At 59.4% G+C, this 23,758-nt stretch carries 19 protein-coding genes; 14 read left to right on the forward strand and 5 right to left on the reverse strand.

What is annotated here, in order from left to right; all coding sequences use genetic code 11:
• Window positions 1-2 precede the first annotated feature (2 nt).
• The gene (locus tag A0W34_RS30050; protein ID WP_081558970.1) at window positions 3-1,016 is read right to left on the reverse strand and encodes an NADP-dependent oxidoreductase; all 1,014 of its coding nucleotides are present in this window, start codon (window positions 1,014-1,016) and stop codon (window positions 3-5) included.
• A gap of 223 nt (window positions 1,017-1,239) precedes the next feature.
• On the opposite strand from A0W34_RS30050, the gene A0W34_RS30055 reads away from it, so the two are divergent.
• The 8 genes from A0W34_RS30055 (at window position 1,240) to A0W34_RS32925 (ending at window position 9,519) form a co-directional block, all read left to right on the forward strand.
• Complete coding sequence (locus A0W34_RS30055; protein WP_081558972.1) at window positions 1,240-2,208, forward strand: polysaccharide deacetylase family protein; 969 nt, start codon at window positions 1,240-1,242, stop codon at window positions 2,206-2,208.
• Window positions 2,209-2,262: 54 nt separating this feature from the next.
• Window positions 2,263-3,786, forward strand: coding sequence for a long-chain-fatty-acid--CoA ligase (locus A0W34_RS30060; protein WP_081558974.1), 1,524 nt, complete (start codon window positions 2,263-2,265; stop codon window positions 3,784-3,786).
• 83 nt (window positions 3,787-3,869) lie between these two features.
• Window positions 3,870-4,823 carry an AraC family transcriptional regulator gene (locus tag A0W34_RS30065; RefSeq protein ID WP_156888969.1) on the forward strand — a complete coding sequence of 318 codons (954 nt, stop codon included), beginning with the start codon at window positions 3,870-3,872 and terminating at the stop codon, window positions 4,821-4,823.
• Window positions 4,824-4,956: 133 nt separating this feature from the next.
• Complete coding sequence (locus A0W34_RS30070; RefSeq protein ID WP_081558976.1) at window positions 4,957-5,793, forward strand: SDR family oxidoreductase; 837 nt, start codon at window positions 4,957-4,959, stop codon at window positions 5,791-5,793.
• 57 nt (window positions 5,794-5,850) lie between these two features.
• Complete coding sequence (locus tag A0W34_RS30075) at window positions 5,851-7,068, forward strand: acetyl-CoA C-acetyltransferase (protein ID WP_081558978.1); 1,218 nt, start codon at window positions 5,851-5,853, stop codon at window positions 7,066-7,068.
• A 44-nt stretch (window positions 7,069-7,112) separates the two neighbouring features.
• On the forward strand, window positions 7,113-7,886 hold the full coding sequence (fabG, locus tag A0W34_RS30080) for a 3-oxoacyl-ACP reductase FabG (RefSeq protein WP_081558980.1): 774 nt from the start codon (window positions 7,113-7,115) through the stop codon (window positions 7,884-7,886).
• A complete protein-coding gene (locus tag A0W34_RS30085) occupies window positions 7,883-8,338 on the forward strand; it encodes a MaoC family dehydratase (protein ID WP_081558982.1) in 456 nt (151 codons plus the stop codon). The genes fabG and A0W34_RS30085 overlap by 4 nt, the downstream gene beginning before the upstream one ends.
• A gap of 596 nt (window positions 8,339-8,934) precedes the next feature.
• Window positions 8,935-9,519, forward strand: a complete 585-nt coding sequence (locus A0W34_RS32925) for a hypothetical protein (RefSeq protein WP_156888970.1) — start codon at window positions 8,935-8,937, stop codon at window positions 9,517-9,519.
• Between the two features lie 3 nt (window positions 9,520-9,522).
• Here the strand turns inward: A0W34_RS32925 and A0W34_RS30095 are convergent, their stop codons facing one another.
• Window positions 9,523-9,708, reverse strand: a complete 186-nt coding sequence (locus tag A0W34_RS30095) for a hypothetical protein (protein ID WP_442971954.1) — start codon at window positions 9,706-9,708, stop codon at window positions 9,523-9,525.
• Between the two features lie 575 nt (window positions 9,709-10,283).
• Window positions 10,284-11,297 carry an enoyl-CoA hydratase/isomerase family protein gene (locus tag A0W34_RS30100; RefSeq protein ID WP_332316328.1) on the reverse strand — a complete coding sequence of 338 codons (1,014 nt, stop codon included), beginning with the start codon at window positions 11,295-11,297 and terminating at the stop codon, window positions 10,284-10,286.
• 138 nt (window positions 11,298-11,435) lie between these two features.
• On the opposite strand from A0W34_RS30100, the gene A0W34_RS30105 reads away from it, so the two are divergent.
• From A0W34_RS30105 to A0W34_RS30130, 6 genes are all read left to right on the forward strand, one after another.
• Window positions 11,436-12,620 (forward strand): CoA transferase, encoded by a 1,185-nt coding sequence (locus A0W34_RS30105; protein WP_081558988.1) that lies wholly within the window; start codon window positions 11,436-11,438, stop codon window positions 12,618-12,620.
• Window positions 12,617-14,014 carry an amidohydrolase family protein gene (locus A0W34_RS30110; protein WP_081558990.1) on the forward strand — a complete coding sequence of 466 codons (1,398 nt, stop codon included), beginning with the start codon at window positions 12,617-12,619 and terminating at the stop codon, window positions 14,012-14,014. Before A0W34_RS30105 ends, A0W34_RS30110 begins: the two co-directional genes overlap by 4 nt.
• Window positions 14,015-15,081: 1,067 nt before the next feature.
• Window positions 15,082-18,081, forward strand: coding sequence for an ABC transporter permease subunit (locus A0W34_RS30115; RefSeq protein WP_081558992.1), 3,000 nt, complete (start codon window positions 15,082-15,084; stop codon window positions 18,079-18,081).
• Window positions 18,078-18,803 carry an ABC transporter ATP-binding protein gene (locus A0W34_RS30120; protein WP_081558994.1) on the forward strand — a complete coding sequence of 242 codons (726 nt, stop codon included), beginning with the start codon at window positions 18,078-18,080 and terminating at the stop codon, window positions 18,801-18,803. Before A0W34_RS30115 ends, A0W34_RS30120 begins: the two co-directional genes overlap by 4 nt.
• 23 nt (window positions 18,804-18,826) lie before the next feature.
• Complete coding sequence (locus A0W34_RS30125) at window positions 18,827-20,077, forward strand: ABC transporter substrate-binding protein (protein WP_081558996.1); 1,251 nt, start codon at window positions 18,827-18,829, stop codon at window positions 20,075-20,077.
• 376 nt (window positions 20,078-20,453) lie between these two features.
• Complete coding sequence (locus A0W34_RS30130) at window positions 20,454-21,374, forward strand: TetR family transcriptional regulator (protein ID WP_081558998.1); 921 nt, start codon at window positions 20,454-20,456, stop codon at window positions 21,372-21,374.
• On the opposite strand, the gene A0W34_RS30135 is transcribed toward A0W34_RS30130, so the two are convergent.
• Together A0W34_RS30135 and A0W34_RS30140 are read right to left on the reverse strand one after the other, a co-directional pair.
• Window positions 21,347-22,177, reverse strand: coding sequence for an SDR family oxidoreductase (locus A0W34_RS30135; RefSeq protein ID WP_081559000.1), 831 nt, complete (start codon window positions 22,175-22,177; stop codon window positions 21,347-21,349). The two genes, A0W34_RS30130 and A0W34_RS30135, sit on opposite strands and share 28 nt — an antisense overlap.
• Window positions 22,178-22,292: 115 nt before the next feature.
• Window positions 22,293-23,690 carry a 4-hydroxyphenylacetate 3-hydroxylase N-terminal domain-containing protein gene (locus A0W34_RS30140; protein WP_081559002.1) on the reverse strand — a complete coding sequence of 466 codons (1,398 nt, stop codon included), beginning with the start codon at window positions 23,688-23,690 and terminating at the stop codon, window positions 22,293-22,295.
• Window positions 23,691-23,758: the final 68 nt, after the last annotated feature.

Raw genomic sequence — 23,758 nt, forward strand, 5'->3', positions numbered from 1 at the left:
AGCTACCGAGTCAGATCGATGATGATTTTGCCTGGTCGGCCGTTGGAGAACGAGTCCACGAAAGCCTCCGGTAGCTGCTCGAATCCGGGCAATACGGATTGCACAGCCTCCACCTGCCCGGAACTGATGAGTGCCCCGAGCTTTGCTTCTACCTCAGCTGCCCGGTCCATGTAGTCGAGAACGACGAATCCTTGCACAAGGACGCGCTTGGTGAGCAGTTGTCCGAAATTTGCTGGACCAGAGGGCCTTTCCGTCAGGTTGTAGCCGTCAATCAGACCGCACAACGCGATGTGAGCATGGTTGTTCAGCCTGGAAATTGTCGCCTCGAACATCGGACCGCCCGAGTTCTCGAAGACGCGATCAATGCCGTCGGGTGTTGCCGCCTTGAGGTGGTCCTCCCAATCCCGGGATTTGCGATCGATGACGACGTCCGCGCCCAATCGGGCCACCATCGCGCACTTCTCAGCGCCTCCTGCGACGCCGACAACCCGCGCCCCCGACTGCTTCGCGAGCTGGACAGCCACACTTCCGACTGCACCAGAAGCGCCGGAGATCAAGACGGTATGGCCTGGTGTCGGACGCAAGATGTCGCACATCCCCGCCCACGCAGTCAGGCCCGTCATCCCGAGGACTCCGAGGTAATGCCCCAAGGGGATATCCTCACGCGGTGTAAGCCGATCCCATTCACCGCCAGGGGAACTGACGATCTGGCGTCGTTGCCACCCGACGAAGCCACGAACGATATCGCCGACGGCGAAGTCGCTGTTAAGAGACGCCGTCACACGTGCCAGACCGAGGGCGCGAACTGGTGCTCCGAGCGCAACCGGCGGAAGGTAACTCGGCCGATCGTCGAGCCAGCCTCTGATAGCCGGATCGATCGAGATGAAGAGCGTCTCCATCTCGATGCCTCCAGCCTCCAGGTCGGGTAGGACGACATCCTCCAGACGGAAGTCTTTCGAGCTCACGTTCCCGTGAGGTCGCTGTGCCAGGACAATTTTTTGCGATGATGCATTCACGGCGTGCTTCTCCTTCGTCCCTACGACGGTATGAGTCGAGACGAGCCGGAACTTGGCCCCATGCGCACGGCATTCGACGGGTGCGCATAGTGGGCGCGAATCTCATGCGCGTGGTGAAAGTAGGCGCGCGCACACAGCCAAGACGTGATGTCGATCACTTCATAGGGTCGGTGAGAGACGGGCTTCGTGCCGAGAGCCCTGAGAAGATTTGGAGTCACCTTTCATGAATGACACCCGCGCCGTTCGACCTCTCAAGATTGCGGTCACGATCGATGACTTCGTCCTGTGGGACGGCGTGCCCATGCCGGACGACACAACGCCCACTGATGTCGCGCGATCTGTCGCGAAGACGCTCAACGACTACGGACTTGGAGGGACCTACGGCTTCTCTCATACGTACCGCCTCGAGAATGAGCCGATGCAGATGGAGGCCTTCGAGGCGTGGGCCGAAGCTGGCCATCACCTGGGCAACCACACTCACCAGCATGCTCCGTTGCGCTGGATGCCTGACGCGGCATTTCGATGCGATTTCGAGACGGCAGAGAAGTACATCGGGCATCTGATCGACGCCGCGCCGTCGAAATACTTTCGCTATCCGATGGACATGTCCTCCGGATCCGAACAACGTCGAGGAGAGGTCGAGAAGTACATCGCTGACCTCGGCTACCGAACTGCCCCGATCACCAGCTGGTTCAGCGATTTCGCGTTCATCATGCCGTACTTCCGTGCGAAGACCCTCGGCGACAAGGACACCCAGAAGAAGGTGCGCGACCTGCACGTGGCGACGGCGGTTGACCAGCTGTACAAGCATGCGGACACCGCACGTACCTTGTTCGGCGCCGATGCTCCTCTTATCTGGCTCGTGCACGGCACTCCCATCTCCCGTGACACCCTCGCTCCCATTTTCGAGGCTTTTCTCGAGCGCGGAGTGGAGTTCGTAACCCTCGACGAGGCCATGAAGCACCCGGTGAACTTCGCACAGCCGCCATGTGATGAAAGCTTCACCAATCAGCTCCAAAGGTTCGCGCTTGCCGCTGGGTTGCCGAAACCCGAACTCGGTTTCGAACAGCTGTCCGAAATCGTTTCCCTCGCACCGATTCCCGGCCTCGACACGATGTCGACTTACGAAGAAGGCATGTTCAAGCCACTGGCGAAGCGGGTCGGAGCCGAGTACGACTGGGATTGGTCCTGAATCGGGTAGTTCTCACCCAACACTGTCACACAGTTATCACCTGAAAGCAGGATCATGCTCAACCTGGCCACCATGCTCGCCGACACTGCTCGCCGCACTCCCCGCAGAATCGCTGTCATCGAAGGCGACCGCACCCTCACCTTCGGCGAGATCGATTCGGCTGCGAACAGTGTCACCCGCTTCCTTATTTCGCTGGGGGTGCGCCCAGGTGACCGCGTCGCCCTGACAATCCCGAATGTCGTCGAATTTCCGATTGTCTACTTCGGCATCCTCAAAGCAGGTGGGGTTGTCGTCCCGCTCAACACCATGCTCAAACGGGAAGAAGTTGCTTACCATCTGCGGGACTCTGGCGCGGTGGCTTACTTCTGCAGCGTGCCGGGGCTAGACGACGAGGCATGGCGCGGGTTCCATGACGTGGAATCCTGCGAGCACCTCGTCACGTTGGGTTCCGCATTGCTCGATGAGCAGAGCGAGGGAACATCCTTGGCTGATGTACTGACCGAACACGCCAGCGAAGACATTCTCCAGGTGACCGAAGCCACCGACACGGCGGTGGTGCTGTACACGAGCGGGACGACCGGTAAGCCCAAGGGTGCGGAGCTCACTCACGCCAATTTGGTTCTCAACGCGCTCGGGCACAATCAACTGCTCGACGCGCGTGCCGAGGACGTTCATCTCGTCGCTCTTCCACTCTTCCACTCGTTCGCGCAGACCGTGCAGATGAACGCCGGTTTCGCTGTGGGTGCCACCTTGGTATTTCTGCCACGATTCCACCCAGCTACAGCCCTGGAGTTGATAACGCAGCACCGAGTGACGATCTTCGCCGGCGTCCCGACGATGTACTGGGCTTTGCTCAACAAGGCCGGAGTCGACGGCATCAGCGCCGACCTCGCCGGTCTCCTACGAATCGCGCTCTCCGGCGCAGCCGCTATGCCGGTCGATGTGCTCGAGCAGTTCAAGGACGTCTTCGGTGTCGGCATCCGGGAAGGCTACGGACTCTCCGAAACCAGCCCGACCGTCACGTTCAACCCGCTCGATCAACCAAACCGGCCGGGATCGATCGGCAAACCCATCTGGGGAGTAGAAGTGAAGCTGATCGACAAAGACTGGAACGAGGTCCGTGCCGGTGAGCCAGGAGAACTCGCAGTACGGGGGTACAACGTGATGAAGGGATATCTCGGCAGGCCCGAGGCGACAGCGGAAGTGATCCGCGACGGCTGGTTCCGCACGGGCGATATCGCACGGCGCGACGAGGACGGTTACTACTTCATCATCGATCGCGCCAAAGACTTGATTGTGCGGGGAGGTTTCAACGTCTACCCGCGAGAGCTCGAGGAGGTGATCATCGCCCATCCGGAGGTCAGCCTCGTGGCCGTTGTCGGAATCCCTGACGAGCGGATCGGTGAGGAAGTGAAAGCCTTCGTCATCCGCGAGCCTGGATCGCAGCTGAAGGCGGAGGATCTGATCGGCTGGTCACGCGAACGTTTGGCGGCGTACAAGTACCCCCGCATGGTGGAATTCAGGGATACGTTGCCGATGAATGCAACAGGAAAGCTCCTCAAGCGGGCGCTACGATGATCGATCCGTTGGCATGCACGCCGGAGCGCGCTACCGTCGACTGTGGCCGGGGTCGTGGTTTCGGCTTACTGGTATGAGAAGGTGTGACCTTGTATTTTGTCGATACGTTGCGCAGTAACGAGTACGGCCAGCGCGAGCGTGGCGATTGGTGGCGCGATCAAGTTTCGTCGATCCATTGTCCGATGTCCTTCTCCCTCGCTGACAACTACCAGGGGACACTCGAGCATCAGCATTCGGATACGTACCAGTTGATCCGCTGGTGGGGTGAAGCAGAAGTCCTCTCTCGTACCTCAGCCGACATTCGTCGGCATCCTCACGGTGCGTACGAACTACTCATCCCGATCCGGGGCGAAGTGATCCTCGAGCAGGATCGTCGGATAGCCGCGATCAATCCTGCGGTCATGGCGCTCACCTCGTTGGACACCGTGACGGATCTGCGTCACGGTGATGGTTTCTCCTCTGTTGCATTCGTGATTCCACGTGATCGGCTCGACGCGCGCGTGCCAGCAGTGCCACGTGCAGGCACCACCCTCGACGCGACATCTGGACTGGGCCGCATCATTGTCGACGTTGTCACCAGTCTGCGCAGAGAGCGAAATGAGCTCACAGGTAGTCAGTTCGACGCGATCGCCGACCGAATCGTCGATCTCGTCGCGCTCGCCTACAACGCCGACACGACCACGCCTGCCGTGGCTGTTCAGGAAGGGTTGGTCACCTCGATCCGGCGCTTTGTTCGAGAGAACGCGCACGATCCGAACCTCACCGGAGCCGTGGTCGCAAGGCGCCTCGGGTGGTCGCTCCGGCACGTTCAGGCCCAACTGCAGCGGATCGGAACGAGCCCGTCGGACCTCATCCGGGAGGAGCGTTTAGCGTTGGCCCGGCTGCGACTTCAGGACCGTGGCTGGAGCCACCAGAGTGTGACTCAGGTGGCGTACTCTTCCGGATTCGGTGACCTCAGCACGTTCAGCAATGCATATCGGCGAAGCTTCGGTGAGCGCCCGTCCGACACACGTTCTGCAGCATCCGACGTCGAGTGAAACAGTGACCCGCGTGCTAGCTCGGTATGACACCTGAGCCTGCCCACGGATTGCTCATGGGCGATGCGCGTCCAGCAAGTGGAGTGCGTTGTCCCCCAAGCGATGACGGCGATCCAGCCTTAGCGTCGATAACATGACTACTACAACCGACCCCGAGGCGTATCCGGCACTAAACTCCCTCTTTTCCGTTGCAGGGAAAACTGCTGTCGTGACCGGCGGCTCACGAGGAATTGGCGCTATGATCGCTCGCGGCCTGGCGTTGGGCGGCGCCCACGTTGTCATCACCAGCCGAAAAGAAGAGCAGTGCCGCGCGACAGCCGAAGCGATCAACGCTGAGGCAGACGCTGCGGGAACGGCAGGACGATGCACGCCCGTCGCCAGTGATCTGTCGTCGAAGGAAGGGGTGAGCGGGCTTGTCAGCTGGCTCTACGAGCACCTGACAAGCGTCGACATCCTGGTCAACAATGCCGGGGCAACGTGGGGTGCACCGCTTGAAGAGTTTCCCCTCATCGGTTGGACAAAGGTACTCAACACCAACCTCGTCGCCCCGTTCTATGTGATTACCGGAACACTGCCGCTTCTGCGTAAAGCTTCCAGTCCCGACCGACCCGCTCGTGTGATCAACATCGGCAGTGTGGATGCCTTGGCCACGCCGAGCTGGGACAACTACTCGTACAGTGCGAGCAAAGCCGGGTTGCACATGCTCACCCGCCATTTAGCCAAGCAATTGGCGTCCGACGGAATCACCGTCAACGCCATCTCACCCGGCCCCATCTTGACGGACATGCTCGGACACGTCGCGGCGGATCCTGAGGTGGAGGCGGACCTTCTCGAGCGTGTCCCGCTCGGCCGGTACGGGCAAGCCGACGACCTGATAGGCACTGTCCAGTTCCTAGCCTCCCGGGCTGGCTCCTATCTGACCGGCACCATCATTCCGCTCGACGGCGGAATCTCGGGCTGCGCAGGGTGAACGAGAACCCACCAGCCTTCCTTCACTACACAGCAATCACCGATTCGAGGAACAATTATGTCTGAAGCTGTCATCGTCGCCACTGCCCGTTCGCCGATCGGAAAAGCAAACAAAGGCTCATTGAAGGACATTCGCCCCGATGACCTCACCGTCCAAATGGTCACCGCCGCGTTGGCGAAGGTGCCGGCCCTCGATCCACGCGATATCGACGACCTCATGCTCGGCGTCGGTCAACCATCCGGCGAAGCCGGCAACAACCTCGCCCGCGCGGTCGCAGTACTCGCAGGCTTCGACCGCGTCCCGGGCACCACGGTCAATCGATTCTGTGCTGCCAGCCTACAAACGACACGAATGGCCTTCCATGCCATTCGCGCTGGGGAAGGCGACGTCTTCATCTCTGCCGGCGTCGAAACCATCAGCCGCTACCTGCCAGGTGCTGCGGACGGTCTCCCTGCCAGCGCCAATCCGGCCCTCGCCGCAGCCCAAGCCCGCACCGAACGATTCTCCGCCGGCGGCCAGAGGTGGACCGACCCGCGCGAGGACGGGCTACTGCCGGACGTCTACATCGCCATGGGACAGACAGCGGAGAACGTTGCCCAACTCAAAGGAATTTCCCGAGCCGAGCAGGACGCCTTCGGAGTACGAAGCCACAACCTCACCGAGAAGGCACTCTCGAATGGTTTCTGGGAGCGCGACATCACCCCGGTCACACTTCCCGACGGCCGCGTGATCAACACCGACGACGGACCGCGTACCGGTGTCACGCTTGAATCGATCTCCGCCATGAACCCGGTCTTTCGGCCCGACGGAACAGTCACCGCCGCCAACTGCTGTTCACTCAACGACGGCGCCGCATCCCTGGTGATCATGTCTGATCAGAAGGCGAAAGAACTCGGAATCGCCCCTCTCGCACGCATCGTCAGTACCGGGGTCACCGGACTGTCACCCGAGATCATGGGCCTCGGACCAGTCGAGGCGTCACGCCAAGCACTTGCCCGCGCCGGCCTCGGTATCGGCGACATCGACCTCGTCGAAATCAACGAGGCCTTCGCCGCCCAGGTCATCCCCTCGGCCCGCGAACTCGGCATCGACGAGGATCGACTGAACGTCAACGGCGGGGCCATCGCCATCGGCCACCCATTCGGCATGACCGGGGCACGAATCACCAGCACCCTCATCAACTCACTACAGACACACGACAAGCAGTTCGGCCTCGAAACCATGTGCGTAGGAGGAGGACAAGGCATGGCACTGATCCTCGAACGGCTCTCCTGACCCGAATCGCTTCTCACCCGACCATTGAAAGGAACCCCACTTTCGTGAGCCCCTCATCTCACCCCGGACACCGCCGCATCGCAATCGTCACCGGCGCCGCACGGGGAATCGGTGCCGCCGTCGCACAACGACTCGCAGCAGACGGCCACGCTGTTGCCGTCCTCGACCTCAACGAAGACACCTGCCAGAACGTGGTCGACACCATCACCCGGGCCGGAGGTACTGCACTTGCCGTCGGCGCAGACGTTTCCAACGGAACCGCAGTAGAAAAAGCTGTGGACAAGATCGCCGCAAAGCTCGGCGCACCAACCGTTCTCGTCAACAATGCCGGCGTCACCCGCGACAATCTCCTATTCAAAATGACTGCTGCAGAATGGGATACAGTCATGAACGTGCACTTACGTGGCTCGTTTCTGATGACCAGAGAAGTCCAGGGACACATGACTGAGGCCGGCTTCGGACGAATCATCAACCTGTCGAGCGTGTCAGCGCTCGGAAATCGAGGGCAAGCAAACTACGCCGCAGCCAAAGCTGGGCTCCAAGGATTCACCAAGACTGTGGCCCTCGAACTCGGAAAATTCGGCATCACAGCCAACGCGGTTGCTCCCGGCTTCATCGAGACCGAGATGACAGCGGCAACGGCAGCGCGCATGGGAATGAAATTCCATGAACTCAAAACGAGAGCAGCCGCCGATATCCCCGCCGCCCGAGTCGGGGTCCCCGACGACATCGCCCATGCAGTGTCATTTCTCGCCAGCGAGGGAGCCGGATTTGTCTCCGGGCAGATTCTCTACGTTGCCGGAGGACCCAAAGCATGAAGACACTCAACGGAATCGACGAACTACGCGCCGCGGCGAACACCCGGATCGGATACTCGTCCTGGCACACCCTCACCCAGGAGAAAATCGTCGCATTCGCCGATGCGACGGGCGACCACCAGTGGATCCATGTGGATCCATCAAGGGCTGCTGACGGACCGTTCGGAACCACCATCGCCCACGGGCATCTGCTGACCTCGATGATCCCGATGCTTGTATGGGAGGTCTACACCGTCGACGGCGTCCGAATGGGCATCAACTACGGATCGAACAAGATTCGATTCCCATCGCCCGTACCTGTCGGCTCACGGATTCGAGCTGCAGTAGACATCAAAGATGTCGACACCGTTCCCTCGGGCGTCCAAGTTGTCACGGCCGTGACAATAGGACGCGAAAATGCGGACAAGCCGGTTTGCATCGCCGAGATCGTCAGCATCTACGTACCGAGTTAGATGTTGCGGGCGTGGACGTGAATGACACGGGAATGACGTAGACGTGCCCTCGGCGCGCGGCTTGACTTTGCGACACAACGGTTCTCCACCACCAAGGACCAGCCCTGCGAAACACCCACATTGTTCGATGCCGGTGGAGGAGGCGGCGACTCGTCGAACTATGCTTAACCGTCCGATAGCGCAGGTGCCCGGAACACGAACCTTATCGAGCAAACCGGAGACGCGCTCCAACCGGCCCGGGACGGAAGGTCCTCACCGACGCCTGGACACAGATCGAAAAGCAGCGCCTGGCACGGCCTTCCTCATCGAACCTGACGGAACCCATCCGTGACCACTGCCCTTGGTCCTGCGATAACGACTACTGCACTGTCGGCATTCGCAGCAAACCTTGTCGAGCACCACATGTCGTGTACACGAACAGCATCGGTGAGATCGGCGCGGCCGTCGTTCGGAATGACCCGTGCCGCTGGGCATCCCGCCTCTCACCCGACTCGCGACGCTGAAGCAACCTGACAGCACTATCGGATATACCGTTTGCCGGTTCGACTATGATTCCCCGAGCTTCGGTGACCGGCACCGCAGCGATGGAGAGGTTCATGGCAACGACGAAGCAGAAACTCAGTTGGGGACTAGGCGCTGTGTTGGTGCTGGCGGTGTTCGGCAGTTGCATCAACGACGATGGTCCATCGACCAACTCGATCGCAGCGCCCACGACCTCCGCTCAAGCGTCGCCCACGACAACCTCTGCGGTATCGATCCCGGTACGAAAGCGAGTCGAATGGGAAGGCACGGTCCTCGACTACGACGCAGCCGGATCCGGCGCAGGCCTCTACATCGACGTCGACGGAGAACGAACGCGCGTCGACATCAGCCACGTCGGCGCTGTGACCTGCGGCGGCTACACCGCCTCCGACTCGAATCGCGCGGTGGTGCGGCAGCGGTTGACCGAACTTGCACCGATCGGAACCGCCGTAAGGGTCGTGCGTTCCATGCCCCTCACACCTGGCGGATACGTGTACATCGCTGGACCCGTCGAAACCATCACCACCAATACCGCAACTGCAACGGAACCGACCACCACGGCCGGGTCAACGACTGCGTCAACAACGGCATCGGCCAGCACCACAACGACCACAACAGAAAAGACGTCCACGACCAAGACAACCTGTCGTTGCCGATGAAGATCAGAGTGAGCAAGGCGACGCCGATGAGAGCTGCCGCGACGCGGTCTTGATACCGGCCTGCCCGCGATCGGAGCGAAGGGTGAAGCTGAGCGCGAAGACTACGACTGCGAGGGCGAGGACGATACCGAAAACCAGACGCCATCCGACCAGTGTGCCGAGGGCGCCTCCGATGAAGAATGCACTCAATCCAGATACTGCCCGTGCCGAGCCCAACGAATCCAAGGCCCATGGGCACTCTCCGATCCGCGTGTCCCGACCTTCAAACCTTTTACCCCAGGTATTTGGATTGCAAACACATCACAAAATTTTCGCTGCGCCGAGCGATCTGACAGCGGGCGGCTTACCGTGAAAGTGCGGGGTTAGTCATGAGGGGGCAACTCGGCACGGATAGAGGGTCTTCGTGTTGTGTGCTCAACACGAATGACAAGAGGCCCCATCCTCCCAACGAGAGGGGCCTCTATTCTTGACCAAGACGCCGCCACCCCAACATGCAAAGCCACCGTAGGTGGATCCGTTGCGCACCGATGTACGTTTCGCCCCTCTATGAGTGGTGACCTTCACCGTCGCGCTCGCCAGAACTGAAGCGGGCATGGCAGTGCCGCGCGATCGTGGCAGCAAAGAGGCATCGCGTAATCCTGTTGTGTAACTGCGCCCTTCATGCTGACAGGATCCACACTCGCCGAATCTCCAACACATTTCATCGTTGAAACGAGTGGGTGGGTCTTGGCCGCATTGACCTCACCTATCAATCGCTGACGTTGTCAGCGCTCCTCGATCAAGTCGATCAGTCCCCATTCCAGGGCCCGACCAGCATTGATCGCAGTGCCAGAAACAAAAAGGTGATAAGCCCGCCACCGACCGATCCGACGAGGAATCGACACGGTGCCGCCAGCTCCCGGAATCAAACCCATCCCTATTTCCGGCAGTCGAAACACACTGCATGGGTGAGCCTTGATGGTCCGTGCAAACGCCGGGACTTCAATCCCCGCACCGACGCAACTTCCGTGGACATGGACTTCGATTCGATCGGCGAGTCGCGCCATCAATCTCGCCGCACCCGCTCGCGTCCGAATCAAGTGTGCGATAGCCAGATCCGGAGTGGTGCCGAACTCGTCTAGATCACCTCCAGCAGAGAACGACGGACCGGCTCCGTCGAGCAGGACCTGTTCGATACTGGAATCCATCGAGGCAAGCTGGAGTGCGGCCACCAGCCCGTCACGAACTTGTGCACCGTAGGCGTTGCGCCGCTCAGGACGGTTAAGTGTGATGTGCAGCAGCGCTTCACGGCGATCGATCAGCACCGGTTCCCGCGGCGCCGGGGGAGGCAGCGGTCTTGACCCTCGCCGATCGAGCCACCGCCGAAAATCAGGAGTGCCCAGAAGCGTCGAGTACGCTAAGGATTCCACGTCCAAGGCAGCCTGAATGGGCAAATTTTCACTCAACCGCAGAACCTGCGCCGCAACAACTGACGCATATGGATTCTCACTGAAATGCTCGACGACAACTTCCAATTCGGTATCGAGATCGTCGACGCTCACAAACTCCCGAATGCCGGAGCCATGGTGAGACGCGACGGTGGTATCGAGTGCCCGGGCGAGTGATCGACACGCCGCATCAGGAACTCTGTCGGCCCGACCAATGACAACACGGTCGCCCGCGACAACTTTGGCCGCCGCAGCCACGGCCGTGACTGCGGAGATCGGCTGATCAAGATCGACAACAACCACCGCGTCGTCAAGAACGCCACCCTCAGCCAGAATCGGACGATCGAGCACCCCATCGACAATGTCCGACGGAGACACCAAGTGAACCTGACCGACCATCCTCGTCCTTCGCACGTATAGGCACCGAATAGCTCCCATGTGTGCGGGATTGCCGGTCCGGTAGTACTTTTCGGAGTGTAACATCGTGTGATGTTCACCTGGCCGGACACCGTCGACGAAGCTGTCCGAATCCGGGACTGGCTGAGCAGCGGCATTGTTCCTCTAACCGGACCGTCGGACGGCCCTCCCCTGATTCCCCCCGGAAACGCCGCCACAATCGCCGATGCCTTGGGTTCGTTCATCGGCACACCGGTCCGCGGAGCTCGTTTCCTCTCCGAGCGAGCAGCGTTTACGGGAATGAACCGGAACGGCAATGTCTCAGTCGGCGGGAAAACCCGCCTGCTTCCTACGTCTGACGGTTGGGCGGCCGTATCCTGCGCTCGTGAGAGTGATCCGAGCCTCCTGGCCGCGCTGATCTCACACGATATCGGAAATGATCTCTGGCCTGCTGTCGGCGCCTGGCTGTCGGAGCGCCCTGGTGCCGAACTAGCTGAGCGAGCAATGTTGCTCGGGCTTGCCGCCGCACCAGTCCAACGCAGCACAATGCCGGTTCCCACTCCGACTACACGACGCAGTGTCGAGGGAATGCTGGTTGTCGATTTCAGTGCGCTCTGGGCCGGTCCACTGTGTGCACACCTCCTCGGGAAAGCGGGAGCGCGCGTGATCAAGGTTGAAACGCCCACCAGGCCTGACGGAGCGAGGCTGGGAAACAGGGAATTCTATTCGCTGCTGCATTCGGGGCATGAGTCGGTTGCGCTCGATCCTGATACCCCCGCTGGAAGGTCTGCACTAGCTCTGTTGGTCGAGCGAGCAGACATTGTTGTCGAAGCGTCACGGCCACGTGCACTGGCAGGGTTCGGGCTCGACGCAGATGCGGCGGTCGCGTCAGGGACCACCTGGATCTCGATCACCGCGGCCGGACGAGACTCACCACGTATCGGTTTCGGTGACGATATCGCTGCGTCGAGTGGGCTAATCGCACACGACGACGCTGGGTCCCCTGCCTTTGTCGGCGATGCGATAGCCGATCCGCTCACCGGCCTTCTTGCCGCAGCACTCGCCATGTCCGAAACTCCTCACGGAGCAGGGGAACTCTGGGACATCTCGATGGCGGCTCTCGTATCATCTACACTCTCGTCGCTGGTCGTCGAAACACCCAAACTCGACGCCGAATCAATTGCCTTTCCTTGCAGGCGCGCGAGCATCGGCATCGCGCCGGCGTCCGGCGCCGACACCGAACCAGTCCTTCGCAGCCTGGGAATCGACGTCCCGTGAGCGACCTTGTGATCGCCAACTGCGCAATCGAAGCTGTTGCAGGATTGGATATTCGAATCGAAAGTGGACGGATCTCCGAGATCGGACACAACCTCAGGCGCTCCGGTAATGATGTCCTCGATGCCGAAGGCAATGACATCATTCCAGGATTGTGCGATCACCACATCCATCTTCACGCCCTGGCTGCACAGCGCGCGTCTGTCGATTGCGGTCCGCCGTTCGTCCGGAATTCAACAGAACTTGCTGCAGCACTTAATGATTCAACAGGAATCAATGGATGGGTGCGCGGTGTCGGTTACTTCGAATCGGTTTCCGGAGAACTCGATCGAGAGCGTCTCGATCGTCTTCACTGTGCTCGCCCGGTCCGAATTCAACATCGTAGTGGCGCTCTGTGGATCCTGAACACCGCTGGCATCGAAGTAACCGGATTGGATCAGGCGAATCACCCTGGCATCGAGAGAGACAGTGCGGGTCGCCCGACCGGGCGTATCTGGCGAGCCGACGCATGGCTCCGCGATCGGATTCCCGGAAACACTCCCCCGTCACTGAGAGCTGTCGGGTCCGAGCTTGCTGCGCTCGGTATCACGTCCGTCACCGACGCAACCCCTGACCTCGACGTGGACGGTATCACCGCGATCGCCGATGCGATGTCCAAAGGTGATCTCCCACAACGGGTACACCTTCTCGGAGCACCGGTAAGCAGCCCCTCCCCGTTGGAAGACGTGAGCGGTTGGGCGACCCAGAGCACCTCCGCCCGTCTAACGATCGGTCCGTACAAAATTGTTCTGGCAGATTCCGGTTTGCCCGACCTCGACGAACTGGCGCGAACAATCACTGAGTGCCACCGTGTCGGTCGGGCGATCGCCGCGCACAGCGTCAGCCGCGAAACGCTACTGATCTTGCTGGCCGTGCTGAACGAAGTCGGCTCGATTCCCGGCGACCGAATCGAGCACGGAGCACTGATCCCTGCTGCGTCCATCGAGGAAATCCGCCGGCTTGGGCTAACGATAGTCACACAACCCGGATTCATCGCAGACCGTGGTGACGATTACCTCGAACACGTCGAGCGCGCCGATCAGCAGGATTTGTACCGGTGCCGATCTTTGATAGATGCGTCAATACCGATTGCTTTTTCGAGCGATGCGCCGTACGGACCTTTGGACCCGTGGACAGTCATCGCGGCTGCGCAGCATCGCATGACGCCTAATGGCATCGTTCTCGGCGGGAACGAAACAGTTGACGCCGCACGTGCTCTTGATGCCTATCTGAGCAGATCGGACGATCCGGGCGGCCCCGCACGTCGTGTGCAGGTCGGCGCACCGGCTGATCTCGTCCTAGTTTCCGGAAGCCGCAGGGCACTCGCAACCATCATCGGTGGTCGACAAGTGTACTGACGGAGGGAAATCCCTATCGATCACTACTTTCGGTCAACGGAGAGTTCCGCTTCGACGACCGCCACGGCTACCAGAAGAGCTCCGGCTGCCCGAGTACGTACGCGGGCAGCGCCTTAGGATCCGGGAACTACCTGGGCAGCAGTACCACATGGGAAAGACTTCACCGATAGTTCCCAGGAATCGGTCAACTGAGGCATTCCAACAGCTCGACCATGCCAGCGGTCCGCAACTGCCAAGAGGAGCGACCGATAGTCGAACCAAAATCCTGCTCCGCTCTACTTGCGAAATACTTGCACCCAGAGCTCATCGTCTTGATCTCGCACGCCCCAAGCCGGCACCGAAGACCTTACGCTTCGGTCCGCGCCAAGATGCGCCGACTCGATCCGCCGGACTCATCAGACTCCGACATCGAGCCCGAACACACGATGATCAAAAACACCATCAGACCTTGCGCGCGCAAACTCACCTTTCGGCGCACCACGAAAACAGTCGACGCGAGCTAGACCGTAGTCTCCCTTCTCCACTACAAGAGGAGGGAGCATCTACGACGGCGCAGTCCATTGAAGATTGCTTACAGCTGAGTCGACGTACTCAAGTAGTCACCGCGTGCGGCACGGCCGATCGCCTGCCCAGTTCGACACTCACAGTCAGTGTGAGTTGAAACCCGACATAAACCCACTGTTGCCTGGATCACTATACGTGTATATTGGGCGCATTGCCGCAGGCATTAATGCTTGCTACCGCACCGGAGACGGCCCGCCAGGAGAGGCCGGAACAACTGCTGGACAACAGATCTCACATGTTCGAGGCGCCGGAATGGAACGGCGACCTGCGCCTGCACAGGCACTGCTTTCATAGGGTACTCACACAGAGTTTCAGGCACCATATCCGGCATTGACAGTCCCGGCAGCCTAGCTACCAGGCATCGCCCGAACTCAACGCTGCGTGCTGGACCTGCAGCACAAGTCAATTAGCAACTCCGATGCGACGTTTCACGTCGCACAACAGAGGGAGCAAAACGTGCTAGGACCATCAAACAAACGAGTTCTCACGGCAGAGGTCCTGCTGTGACTGATTTTATGGGATATGGCGTCCTGAGCCTCGGCACCGCAGCCCTATACGCCTTTCTCGCAATCGGAATCGTCCTCATTCAGCGTGGATCCGGCGTGATCAATTTCGCGCAAGGCGCACTGTTGATGTTCTCGGCCTATTTTTTCAATCAGCTCGTGGAAACCTGGACGTTGCCGACTGCTGTGGCTGCCGCGACCACAATCGTGGCCACCGGCACCATTGGGCTTACCTTCCACGTGGTCGTGCTACGGCGCCTTCGAAATTCCACTCAGCTCCATCGCGTAATTGCGACACTCGGGTTGGCAATTATCCTGCAGGCCAGCGTCGGCCTCGCATTCGGTAGCGATCCCAGATCTGCGCCGGCGATACTACCGGACGGCAAAGTGTCGCTATTCGACCAGCAGATCGGCATCGATATCCTTTGGCGATTTCTGATCATATTCATTGTTGCCATTGGACTTTGGTCCTTTTTTCGATATTCCACTGCAGGTCTTGCGACGACTGCGGCCGCTGAAAACCCACAGGCAGCGTCGACGATCGGGTGGTCTCCCGACGTGATCGCGGGCGCCTCATGGTTTGCGGGTGCAGCTCTTGCAGGTCTAGCTGGTGTCCTCATGGCCCCACTGCAAAACCCGTTAAGCTCGAACAATCTACTTCTTCTAATAGTCCCCGCCCTGGCCGTTGCTCTATTCGCGGGATTCACATCATTTCCACTAACGATTCTTTCCGCATTCATCATCGCTCTCATCGAACTAGAGATCCAGGTACACAAATTTGGAGATAATTTCTCGATCGGAGGGCTCGACAAAGCGGTCCCCGTGATCGCGATTGTGATTTTCCTGATCTGGCGAGGACGCAGCATCCCTGACCGCGGGCATACAAGCGAAGACAGGCCAATCTTAGGAACTGGGCGGGTGAACCTACCAGCTCTCCTTGGAGGTTCCATTGCAGCGTTCGTATTGATCTGGTTCATCTTGCCGACACCGTGGTTGAATGCGATAACCCTCAACAGCGTCTGGGCGCTGCTCTTGCTCTCGGTGGTTGTAGTTGTGGGTTATGCCGGCCAATTGTCTCTGGGCCAAGTAGCTTTCGCGGGCATCTCAGCTTTGGTGTCAGGTCGCTTGGTGGCAACCCAAGGATGGCCCCTCGAGTGGGCGTTACTCGCCGGTGTCGTGGCGGTTGTGCCTGTTGGCATCTTGTTCGCACTACCTGCGCTACGAGCACGAGGACTTCAACTCGCCGTTGTAACCCTGGGTCTGTCGGTCGCAGTCGACGCCATCTTCTTTCGTCGCAGCTACTACTCGCCTGCGCCCGATGGGGCCAAGACTTCGGTCTTTGGAGATGCCCTGAGCAAGCCTGAAGGGACTATCGTCGGCAACGCCGAAATATTCGGCATACCGATTGACAAAACCTTGTACCCCGAGCGCTACGCCACGTTCGTCCTCATCGCGTTCGTTCTGGTCGCACTTGCAGTTGCGAGCATGCGCAGAGGCCGCGCTGGGCGACGGCTGATCGCTGTTCGAACAAACGAACGCGCAGCGGCATCAATCGGCGTGAGCATCTTTGGAGCCAAACTGTATGCATTCGGCCTTTCTGCGGCGATTGCAGGCCTTGGTGGTGTGCTGTTCGCGTTCCAGCAACGGAATATCACGTACGGCGGTGGCGCCTTCGACCCCTTCCAAGGCATACTCATCGTCGCATTCGCGGTAGTCGGCGGAATCGGTTACATAACCGGATCATTCGCGGGAGCTATGCTCGTCAGCGGCTCTTTGGGATCACGAATTAGCCTGTCCCTAAGTTCTTTTCTTGCGAAAGCCCCATTGCTGAGCCGACTGATAGGTACGCTCATCGCGGCTCTGACAGGTCTTGCAATTGGGCGAGCGGTGCTGCGAGGAATTGGACGACTACCCCGCTACCTACCGTGGATTGGTCTTGTTGCCTTCGGGTTGGTGGGAATCGTCTTCGGAGACCGGCTACAAGACTGGCTAACCAACTTGGACCGATATATGCCTCTGATCGGCGGCGTCGTCCTGCTTCTGATTCTGACACAACCGGGCGGCCGTGGTATCGCGGGCATGGCAACTGCTGACATTCAACGAGTTTCGGACCGAATTATGCCGAAGTCGTCGCGTCCGAGTCGTCAACGGCGACCAGTCGTTCTCGAAGAACTGCCCGCCGGCACTAAGCCTGTGCGGCCGGAAACCCAACTGCTGGTCGAGGATCTAACAGTTCGATTCGGCAACGTGGTTGCGGTGGACGGTGTGAGCCTGACCGTGCGGTCAGGAGAGATCGTTGGTCTGATCGGACCGAACGGCGCAGGCAAGACCACAATTGTCGACGCTATTACGGGATACAGCCAAATCGTCTCCGGTCACGTTCATTTGGACGGCATTGCGGTAGACGGAATATCGGCGCACAAGCGAGCACGTGCTGGAATCAGCAGGTCATTTCAGAATCTTGAACTCTTCGAGGATCTAACCGTGCTCGAGAATATCCGCGCCGCGAGTGACGAGCGGGACACCCTTGCGTATTTCACCAATCTAATCTGGTCTGGCAACAAACCGTTGACAGCAGCTGCGGTCGCCGCGATCGTGGAATTTGATCTGAAAGAGGACCTGCACCGGCCCGTCCGTGAGCTGTCGTACGGCCGGCGTCGTCTTGTGTCCATCGCCAGAGCAGTCGCGACCGCTCCTACAATCTTGCTTCTGGATGAGCCTGCCGCGGGCCTCGACGAGCATGAGAGCGCAGAACTCGCCACCCTCACAAGGCGTCTCGCAGATGAGTGGGGCTTAGGGATTCTACTTATTGAGCACGACATGGCCTTTGTCATGAAAGTCTGCGATCGGGTGGCGGTGCTGGACTTCGGTAAGCGGATCGCTGAGGGCATCCCAGCTGACGTGCAGTCCGATCGCACTGTGCTCGCAGCCTATCTCGGCGACGACTCGCAAGTGGAGTTGACCGAAATGGAATCGACAACAATCGGAGGTAAACAATGACAGCGGTAATCGCTGGTCGAAAGCTCACCGCCGGCTATGGTCCCGTCCCTGCTGTAGTCGATATCGACATTGAGGTGAACCCCGGTGAGGTCGTCGCATTGCTCGGCGCAAATGGTGCTGGGAAAACAACAACGTTAATGGCACTGGCGGGCGCGGTACCGGTGTCGTCTGGAGACGTACTGTGGGACGGGCTCAACACTCACGCTCCGCTAAGTCGACGAGCACGTATGGGAATGTCTTTAGTCACCGAGGAGCGCTCGACGTTCGCGGGATTAACTGTGCGGCAAAACCTCCGAATAGCTCACTGCGAAATCGAAGAGGTCGTTCGTCAATATCCGGAACTTGCGGGCCATCTTGAGCGCAAGGTGGGCTTACTGTCCGGAGGCCAGCAACAGATATTGGCGTTAGCGCGAGCTCTCTCGCGAAAACCGCACGCTCTACTCGCAGACGAACTCTCCCTCGGGCTTGCACCACAAATTGTTTCGCGCCTGCTGGCAGCTGTTCGAACCGCTGCCGACCAGGGTGTTGCCGTTCTGCTCGTCGAACAGCACGTACACAAAGCGCTGAAGATCGCTGATCGTGTCTGCATCCTTCGGCAGGGCCGAATCGACTGGACCGGAACCGTATCCGAGGCGCAAGCGATGCGGTCAGAGATTGAAGAGTCGTACCTGACTGGCCGAAAAGCTGGCGGCAGTAACGAATCGGCAGACCTTGCACGTTGAACTCACAATTGAAAGGAAATACATTGCGTAACAACAAGAAAGTCGCCGTATATGGGGCAGCGATCAGCCTCATTCTGGCGATGAGTGCGTGCAGCAGCACCGACTCGAAGGGGGACAGCGCCGAGACAGCGTCAAGTGATCCGATTAAGGTCATGACCATAGCCCCGACCGGCACATCCACAGGCGGCGCCAACCTGCCGGAGTCGGTTGCCGCAGTCTCAGCTGGCGTGAACGCGCTAAACAAGCGTGGCGGCATCAATGGGCGCCAGGTCGAGCTTGTGTATTGCAACGACAAAAATGATGCAACGGCCGCGGCGGAATGCGGCCAGCAAGCAGCTGATCAAGGTGCCGTCGCTGTCGTGGGAATGTACTCACAGACAGGTGGCGTGCTTCCGGCACTCGAAGCGGCAGGGATAGCATCGATTGGTAGCGCGGGCATTTCAGGTGATGGTTCGGAGCTGACGAGCAAAAACAGCTTTGTCTACTACGACGTCCCGATGGGTTTTGTGGCATGTCCGACCGTCTTGGCACAGGCTGGCGCCAAGAAGGTTGGTGGCATCTGGTTTGATGCCGCAGCATCCGAACGCATTGGACAGTTGGTGCAGGCTGGCGGTGCTGCAGCAGACAGACCGATCAATCCGATCATCAAGTTGCCGTTGACGACTAGCGACTATGCTCCGGTTGTCGCACAGTTGCGTTCGGCACAGGCCGACGCGGCGACCATTGTTTCCACTGAGCAGAGTTCCGTGGCGATCATGCAAGCAGGTGGCGACAGTGTCATGTACTGCAACGCACAAGGCGCACTTTCGAACGAAAGTCTGATCTCTGCCGGGCCCGCTGCGCAGAACTTCTACGAGGTCGGTCCCTTCCCTCCGTTTTCGGCGGCAGGACAGTATCCGGAGCTTCAGCGATTCATTTCAGAAATGGATGCTGAAGAGGCATCTGGAAATGCAGATGCCTCTGCCACCAAGCGTAAAGCGACGTCTATTAACGCTTGGCTGGCCGTTCAAGTCCTCGAACAAGCGGCAAAGGAGATCTCCGGCCCGATCACCGGGCAAGCAGTGCTCGATCAGTTGAATCGAACAACCCACATGGATGTGGGCTTGATCCCTCCGATGGACTTCACACAGCCAACCCCTATCCCTGGCTTGAATCGGATGTTCAACACCTCCGTCCGCGCAAATAGATGGGATTCGGCTACCCAACAGTTGGTGTCGGTCTCCTCCGAGGTCTATGACGGACTGAAACTCATCGCTGCTGGACAACCGAAGTAGCTTGGTCCAAGCTGCCCAATTCGATCAGGGACGCTCCGCGGGTAATTCCTGCGGGGCGTCGCCGGCCTATACCCAGGTTCTCTTGAAAGATCGAACCTACAGGATTCGTCCAGGCTACGGTTTGATGAGATCACGATGCTCACAGAGGGATTCACCCTCCCTTGACTCCTTGATCGATGCGGACGTCGAAGCAGTACGGTCGACCGTAGCTGTTGCAGTTTCAGAGGGCCTTTCCTGAGGTGACGAGGCGAAGTTTTCGGATTCGCAAGTCACTCACCACGTTCCGTCGACGTTGTCGCCAGACTGTCCGATCGATATGTTGTGTCGATATGTTGTTCGGGAAATCCGAAACACATGATGTCGCTACGCTGAACATATGCCACTTGCAAATGCGCCAGCCAGTCCCGGAGCACACGTCGGCGCACGGGTGCGAAAGATTCGAGGTGCAGCGGGGGTATCGCTGCGTGAGTTGGCGCGTCGGCTGGCAGTGAGTCCGGCGACCATCACCGCGCTCGAGACGGGCCGAACAACGATGAGCGTCAATCGACTTCATCAGATCGCCGTCGCACTTGACGTCTCCCCGAACGAATTATTCGCGAATGGGTCAGTCAAAGTAGCAAGAGTCCGAGTCGACGCGAGGGTGAACGAGAAGTCTGCAGAGGATGGGAGATGGCGAGAGTTCGACAGCCTCGACGTCGATGACGTGCTGCGCGCAGCACTCGCCGGAATTGGGCGAATGGGCTACCACGGATGCTCAATTCGAGATATTGCCGAGGAGGCAAACTCGAGCGTATCTGCCCTGTACCACTACTACCCGAGTAAACAGGCGATATTGGTAGCTCTGTTCGACCTCACGATGACCGAACTACTTCGCCGTGCCACGGTAGCGCGGGACGAATGCGAACCGTCTGATCCCATTGGTAGGTTCTCGAGATTGGTGGAATGCCTTGCGCTGTTCAATAGCTACCGCCAGGAGATGGGATTCCTTATCAGCAACGAGATGCGCAGCCTAGAGGGTGCCAACCACGCTGCCACCGAGGAGAGACGAACGGCGCTACAACGCATGATAGAAGCCGAGGTTCGGGCAGGTGTCGAACTCGGGGTATTCCTCACTGCCCGCCCTTACGAATCAGCCCGTGCCGTGCTGACTATGTGCGTCGCAATCGCTGAGTGGTACGACCCGGCGTCCGGCGAACGTCCAGAAGAGATCGCCTCTGTCTACGTTCGGTTCGCGTTGGACCTCGTCGGTGTCATCGAGAGTGATGATCTTCACCGGGGATCAACGAAGATATCGTAGTCCAACGGCGTCGTCCCTCCGTAAGGGCTCAAGTCGGTGACCCCGACTTCGGCGAGAACGTCCACGTCGATCATCGTTTTACCTGTCCGATAACCCGGAGTATGTGAAAGCACTGCTGCCGCAGCATCTGCCATCACCTGGGGGCTTCGGGCATGCGCCGCGCCTTCCTCGCCGCCAAGAAGGTTCTTCACGGCAGCAGTCGCGATGGTTGTCTCGGGCCACAGACAGTTGCTGGCGATGTCGAAGTCCCTGAATTCCGCGGCGAAACCTAATGCAAGAAGCGTCATTCCGTACTTTCCGAGCATATATCCGGGATGTTTACCCAGCCACTCCTCGGACATGTTGAGTGGTGGTGAGAGCGTCAGTACGTGCCCGGATTCCGATTTCTTCAGATAGGGCAGGCAGGCCTGCGTCAGCGCGAACGTGCCGCGCACGTTCACCTGCTGAATGAGGTCGAATCGTTTGAGCGACAGCTCTTCGGTGTTCGCGAGGTTGAGGACACTCGCATTGTTGATGCAGATGTCGACACCGCCGAACACCTCTGCGGCAGTCCGAGCAGCGCGTTCTACGTCATCGTCGTTTCGCACGTCACCGACCACACCTACGGCACGACCGCCTGCTGCCTCGATCTCTTCCACCGCAGTATGAATGGTGCCGGGTAGGCGTGGATCCGGGTCGTCGGTCTTGGCAAGAAGGACCAGGTTCGCCCCGCCGCGGGCAAGTTCGACTGCGATCGCAAGTCCGATGCCCCGACTTCCGCCGGACATGACGGCAGTGACCCCACTGAATCTTTTCTCGCTCATAGCGCTTCCTTCCTCAAAATTGTTCGATGATGGTGGGCGATGCCGCCGGACATACCTGGCGATCGGTGTCGAAGTGGCTCTGCCACATTCGAAGTCGAGTGGGTTGATGACAGAATCAGAATCCGAGGAGCTCTGAGACGTACGTACGCGCACGTGTCGAATCAAAGGATCGTGCGATCTGCATCTTCTCGGCCTCGGTAGATCCTTCGGCGTGTGTGGCGAGCACGGATTGATATCCGCCCCAACTTCCGGTGCAGAGGTCCCCGATCAGATTGATCAGCCGGAGACGTTGTTCGGCGGGAACAGCTGCGGCGAAGTACTTTTCGAGCACTTTCCTGGTGTCCGGGTCGGCCCAGTCTCCGCCACCGGGCCCCGTTGCGACCAAGCCGCCCGCCAGATCGAGAACAGTGGCAGTAGCAGCGTGGAAACCGTGGGCGAAGTGATACTTGGCCATATTGACTGCCAGCGGATCCGGGAGCTGAACACCGTTGTCGCCTTGAGTCGACCGCAGTGCCGCCAATTGACCGAATCCTCGAACGGTCTCTGTGTAGGAAACCAGTTCGGTCAGCTTGCTCCGCACGTGCCCTGCCTTGGAGATTCCATTCGCCTCGGCGACCATCGTCGCCGCACCGACCAGGAGATCAAGTAGTGGGAGCTTGTAGTTGATGGCGGTATATCGGTGGTAATCGACGAATGCGATAGCGAGTGGGCCGGCTAGCTCTGGTTGCCGCGCCAGGAATACACGGTTCTTCGGAACCCGAACGTCGTCGAACACAGTAAGGCTTTCGAGAAGCTTGTGCTTCGACGAGATCGGATGCGAGAACTCGTCCCGATCACCGTGAAGATAGGGAGAAACATACAGCGTCAGGCCGGGAGTGTCGACAGGTACAGCGAAGCTCAAAGCGTAGTCGGAATCAGCCGGACCCATTGCGCGGGTGGGTAGTACGAGAATCTCATCGGCGTTCGCCGAGAACGAGGTATGTACCTTTGCGCCTCGCACCGTAATCGTGTCTGCGTCTTCGTCGACGATGTGCAAGTACAGATCCGGGTCGGCTTGTTGATGCGGTGCCAGCGAACGGTCGCCCTTGACGTCGGTCTGTGCGACTGCGATCGCAACATCGTTCGCGCAGCAATGGTCGTAGAAGGCGCGAGCGTTCTCGAGGCCTTGTCCAGACAGAGCCCGCAGGAGTCCGAACAATGCGTCGCTCCCGACCTCCTTGAGAACGATCGTGCCGGTCCCCAGTTTGGACACGCTTTCGATCAATTGCCCACGTGCGGTGATGTCCTCAGCGGTACGGGGCACGCGATAGAACGCCGTGTACGGACCGTCACCGTCATCCGCGACAGCGAGTTCGGGCTCGAGAGTTGCGATGTCGTATGCGAGCGCTGAGTGGGAAATGGCTGTGTCGAACTCTTCGAAGGCGGTCACATCGGTGACTGGTTTCCCCTGGTAGACGATTCGTCGGCCGTCCTTCAGTCCCTCCCGGTACTGCTGTGCTGTGCGGATGCTCATCTGAACTCCTTGATAGTCGATGCGGCGCCGTGCCAAGAATGTTTGATTCGTGCGATCGTTCGGGCAGT

Origin of the sequence: Rhodococcus sp. BH4 (assembly GCF_002079265.1) — a bacterium.
Taxonomy (GTDB): Bacteria; Actinomycetota; Actinomycetes; order Mycobacteriales; family Mycobacteriaceae; genus Rhodococcus_F; species Rhodococcus_F qingshengii.